Below are 4,179 nucleotides of genomic sequence, written 5' to 3'. Positions count from 1 at the left end.
GCGGTGGATCAGTCGGTACATCGGGTGACTGTCACACCGTATTCGCGAGCAAGCCCGCTCCCACATTTAGTTTCGTGGTGTTTTCGGCAGGGTCTTCTGCCGCAATATATAAACCGTCACCAACACCGCACTGGTCAGCATGAACCCTCGCGCCCAGATCAGCGGCACCAGGTAGCAGGAAAATCCGATACTCACCCACATCAACCCAATGGCATACACCTTGCCCTTGAGCGGAATCCCGTTGCCATCCAGATAGTCACGAATCCACGGCCCCAGGCGCGGGTGTTCCACCAGCCATTGGTAGAAGCGCGGGGAGCTACGGGCAAAGCAGGCGGCAGCCAGCAGAAGGAAGGGCGTGGTGGGCAGTACCGGCAGGAAGATGCCGATCACCCCGAGCGCCACGCTCAACCAGCCAATGGCCAGCAGAACGTAGCGCGTGATCACAGAGCGGTTGCCCATGGGCGCCACGGGCAACGGTCTTAGTGATGGCGAGGCTTGAGGATCGCCGGCTTTTCGTCAGGTGCGTTGCACAGCAGGTACAGGGCGGTCAGCGCTTCCGGGATCTGAACGATCATGTCGTCCATCAGGTTGGCGTCGGAGGCGATGTCGGAGAACTCAGGTTGCTCGTCGAACAGGCCCGAACCGACCATGATCGGCAGCAGCATTTCGCTGACTTCTTCTTCAGCCGTTTCGAACCAGGCCTCTTCACGCAGGAACACGCCTTCCATGAAACCGATGCACCAGCCGCGCAGTTCGGAGTCGTCCGGGTCTTCGCCCAGGTCCAGGTCGCAAGGCAGTTCGAACTCTTCATCGGAAGCCAGTTGGCGACCAATGTGAGCCTTGAGGGCCAGCAGGGTGGATTCGATTTCTTCGCGCTGGGCGGCATCACTGTAGTGAGGCTCTTCGGAGAACAGTGCGTCGATCCATTCACGGTCGGGCACGACGTCGGAGCAGATCGACAGCGCGGTCAGATAGCCGTGGGCGGCCACGTAGTCCAGCGCCTCGTCGTGCAGCTCATCGGCATCGAGGAAGGCTTGCAGGCGGGTTAGTTGCTCAGCGAAGGACATTGACGGGCTACCTTGGGAATAAACGATGGGCAATTCTAGGCTTTCTTGAGCTGCCAGGCCAGCCGCAGCACATATTCTGTGGGAGCGGGCTTGCTCGCGAAGGGATCAAATAGGTCTATTTGAAGGAATGCAGCGTCAGCATCCCGGGCCAAACTTCCATTGCCGCCTATTCACCAACGGCACCCTGTGCCGGGTGACGCTCGGGTATACTGCCGCGTTTTGTGATGCCCCTACAGGCTAGGCGCCAGTCGCGGGAAAAGTTCGCTTACGGATTATTTCCCGCTCAAGCGCGTTTTTTCGACCAGCCTGTACAGAGGGATTTCGGCGATATTTGGAGTTTTTCATGCTCGAGCAGGCTCAACGCGTCCTCAAGGACATCTTCGGCTACGACAGTTTTCGTGGCCGCCAGGGTGCGATCATTGAGCGCGTGGCCAACGGCGGTGACGCCCTGGTACTGATGCCTACCGGCGGCGGCAAGTCGCTGTGTTTCCAGGTGCCGGCGCTGCTGCGTGAAGGGCTCGCGGTGGTGGTGTCGCCGTTGATCGCCTTGATGGACGACCAGGTGGCGACCCTTGAAGAGCTCGGCGTGGCTGCCGCCGCGTTGAACTCCACCCTCAGCGCCGAACAGCAGCGCGACCTCGCCGCACGGATCAAGCGTGGCGAAGTGAAGATGCTTTACCTCGCCCCCGAGCGCCTGGTGCAGCCACGCATGCTGGCGTTCCTGCAGAGCCTGGAAATTTCCCTGTTCGCCATCGACGAAGCCCACTGTGTGTCCCAATGGGGCCACGATTTCCGCCGTGAATACCTGCAGCTGGGCCAACTGGCGGAGCTGTTCCCCAACGTTCCGCGCATCGCCCTGACCGCCACTGCCGACAAACGAACCCGCGAAGAAATCGTCGAACGCCTGCACTTGCAGGACGCCGAGCGGTTCCTCTCCAGCTTCGACCGTCCCAACATTTTTTACCGCATCGTGCCCAAGGAACAACCGCGCAAGCAGTTGCTGGCGTTCCTCTCCGATCGGCGCAGCGACGCCGGCATTGTCTATTGCCTGTCGCGCAAAAAAGTCGACGAGGTCGCCGCATTCCTCAGTGAGCAAGGCTACCCGGCGCTGCCGTATCACGCCGGCCTGCCCAATGAGCTGCGCGCCTATCACCAGAAGCGCTTCCTCAACGAGGAAGGCCTGATCATGGTCGCCACCATCGCCTTCGGCATGGGCATCGACAAATCCAACGTGCGCTTCGTGGCCCACATGGACCTGCCCAAATCCCTCGAGGCGTACTACCAGGAAACCGGACGTGCTGGCCGTGATGGCCTGCCGGCGGATGCCTGGATGGTCTACGGCCTGCAAGACGTGGTGATGCTCAAGCAGATGCTGCAGAACTCCGAAGGCGACGAGCGGCACAAGCGCCTGGAACAGCACAAGCTCGACGCCATGCTGTCGCTGTGTGAAGAAACTCGCTGCCGTCGCCAGACCTTGCTCGCCTACTTCGACGAAGACATGCCAGAGCCCTGCGGCCACTGCGACAGCTGTGTGGACGGCGTGCAGACCTGGGACGCCACCGAGCCGGCACGCCAGGCCTTGTCGGCGATCTACCGCACCGGCCAGCGGTATGGCGTCGGCCATCTGGTGGACGTGTTGCTGGGCAAGGACAACGAGAAAGTCCGCAGCTTCGGCCACGAAAAACTCTCGGTCTACGGTGTGGGCAAGGACCGCGCCGAAGGTGAATGGCGCTCGCTGTTCCGGCAGATGGTCGCCCGTGGCCTGGTGGATATCGACCTCGAAGGCTACGGCGGCCTGCGCCTGAACGACAGTTGCCGGCCGCTGCTCAAGGGTGAAGTCAGCCTGGAGCTGCGCCGCGACCTCAAGCCGCAAACCACCGCCAAAACCAGCACCAGCCAGGCCAGCCAACTGGTGCGCTTCGAGGAGCGCGAACAGTGGGAAGCCTTGCGTGCGCTGCGTAAAAAGCTCGCGCAGGAACACAGCGTGCCGCCTTACGTCATCTTCCCCGACTCCACGTTGCTGGAAATGCTCCGCGAGCATCCCACCACCCTGGGCGAAATGGCCAGGGTCAGCGGTGTGGGTGCGCGCAAGCTGGAGCGTTATGGCCAGGCGTTCCTCGAAGTGCTCGGCGGCCAGGTCGAGGCGCCGAAAGAGGTCGCCGATATCCGCCACGAGCTGATCAGCCTTGCGCGTGCTGGCATGACGCCGATCCAGATCGCCGGGCAGTTGCAATGCTCGGAGAAAAACGTCTACACCTTGCTCGCCGAGTCCATCGGCAAGCAGCAGTTGTCGCTGGAGCAGGCGCTTGATTTGCCGGAGGATTTGCTCGGCGAAATCCAGGATGCGTTTCTCGATGGAGAAGGCGAATTGCCACCCGTTTCCGAGATTTCGCCGCTGTTTACCGGTCGCGTTCCCGAGGGCGTTTTGTACTGCGTGAGGGCTGCCTTGCAGTCAGAATTCGAGATTTGATGCCGCAGTTAGGACAATGTAACGAAACAGTACATACCAGGTCTTGCCTACTGGCATGGGTCATGCTTAGCTGACTAATAATTAGCCACACTTTATTTTCAGTCTAACCCATGAGTTTTTTATGCCGTTAACCGATCAACACCGTTTTGGCATGCAGTTGGCGCAGATGTCCCGAGGTTGGCGCGCCGAGCTGGATCGTCGCCTGGCAGGTTTGGGCCTGTCCCAGGCGCGCTGGCTGGTGCTGCTGCACCTGGCCCGTTTTACCGAACCGCCTACCCAGCGTGAGCTGGCGCAGAGTGTGGGGGTTGAAGGGCCCACATTGGCGCGTTTGCTCGACAGCCTGGAAAGCCAGGGTTTGGTGCAACGCCAGGCTGTGGTGGAAGACCGTCGTGCCAAGCGCATTGTGTTGTGCGACACCGCGAAGCCGTTGATCGAACAAATCGAAACCATCGCCACGGCCTTGCGCCATGAGCTGTTTGTGGGCGTCGATGAAGAGGATCTGCGGGTGTGCATGCGAGTTCATGAACACATCCTCGGCAACCTCGAGAAGTCCTGATCTCCAATATACGCAGATCAAAAATGTGGGAGCGGGCTTGCTCGCGAACGCGGTGTGACAGTTACCAGATGCATTAACTGATCCAC

Annotated in this window: 4 protein-coding genes; 2 read left to right on the top strand and 2 right to left on the bottom strand. The window is 60.5% G+C overall.

Annotated elements, in window-relative coordinates; genetic code table 11:
* Nucleotides 1-66 precede the first annotated feature (66 nt).
* Together CEC48_RS30595 and CEC48_RS30590 are read right to left on the bottom strand one after the other, a co-directional pair.
* The gene (locus CEC48_RS30595) at nucleotides 67-459 is read right to left on the bottom strand and encodes a YbaN family protein (RefSeq protein WP_088427223.1); all 393 of its coding nucleotides are present in this window, start codon (nucleotides 457-459) and stop codon (nucleotides 67-69) included.
* Nucleotides 460-479: 20 nt separating this feature from the next.
* Nucleotides 480-1,067 (bottom strand): YecA family protein, encoded by a 588-nt coding sequence (locus tag CEC48_RS30590; RefSeq protein WP_017477430.1) that lies wholly within the window; start codon nucleotides 1,065-1,067, stop codon nucleotides 480-482.
* Nucleotides 1,068-1,410: 343 nt separating this feature from the next.
* Between CEC48_RS30590 and recQ the strand changes: the two genes are divergently transcribed.
* Entirely contained in the window at nucleotides 1,411-3,537 is a 2,127-nt protein-coding gene (gene recQ / locus CEC48_RS30585) for a DNA helicase RecQ (RefSeq protein WP_088427222.1), read from the top strand.
* Nucleotides 3,538-3,658: 121 nt separating this feature from the next.
* A complete protein-coding gene (locus tag CEC48_RS30580; protein ID WP_017477432.1) occupies nucleotides 3,659-4,093 on the top strand; it encodes a MarR family transcriptional regulator in 435 nt (144 codons plus the stop codon).
* Nucleotides 4,094-4,179 lie beyond the last annotated feature (86 nt).

The sequence above is a fragment of the Pseudomonas sp. K2I15 genome (genome assembly GCF_002204795.1).
Lineage (GTDB): Bacteria > Pseudomonadota > Gammaproteobacteria > Pseudomonadales > Pseudomonadaceae > Aquipseudomonas.
The sequence above is the reverse complement of the archived record's forward strand: the minus strand, read 5'-3'. Positions and strand labels throughout refer to the sequence as shown.

Coding starts and splice junctions, on each gene's coding strand:
- CEC48_RS30595 (WP_088427223.1), bottom strand. CDS start 459: ATGGGCAACCGCTCTGTGATCACGCGCTACGTTCTGCTGGCCATTGGC.
- CEC48_RS30590 (WP_017477430.1), bottom strand. CDS start 1,067: ATGTCCTTCGCTGAGCAACTAACCCGCCTGCAAGCCTTCCTCGATGCC.
- recQ (WP_088427222.1), top strand. CDS start 1,411: ATGCTCGAGCAGGCTCAACGCGTCCTCAAGGACATCTTCGGCTACGAC.
- CEC48_RS30580 (WP_017477432.1), top strand. CDS start 3,659: ATGCCGTTAACCGATCAACACCGTTTTGGCATGCAGTTGGCGCAGATG.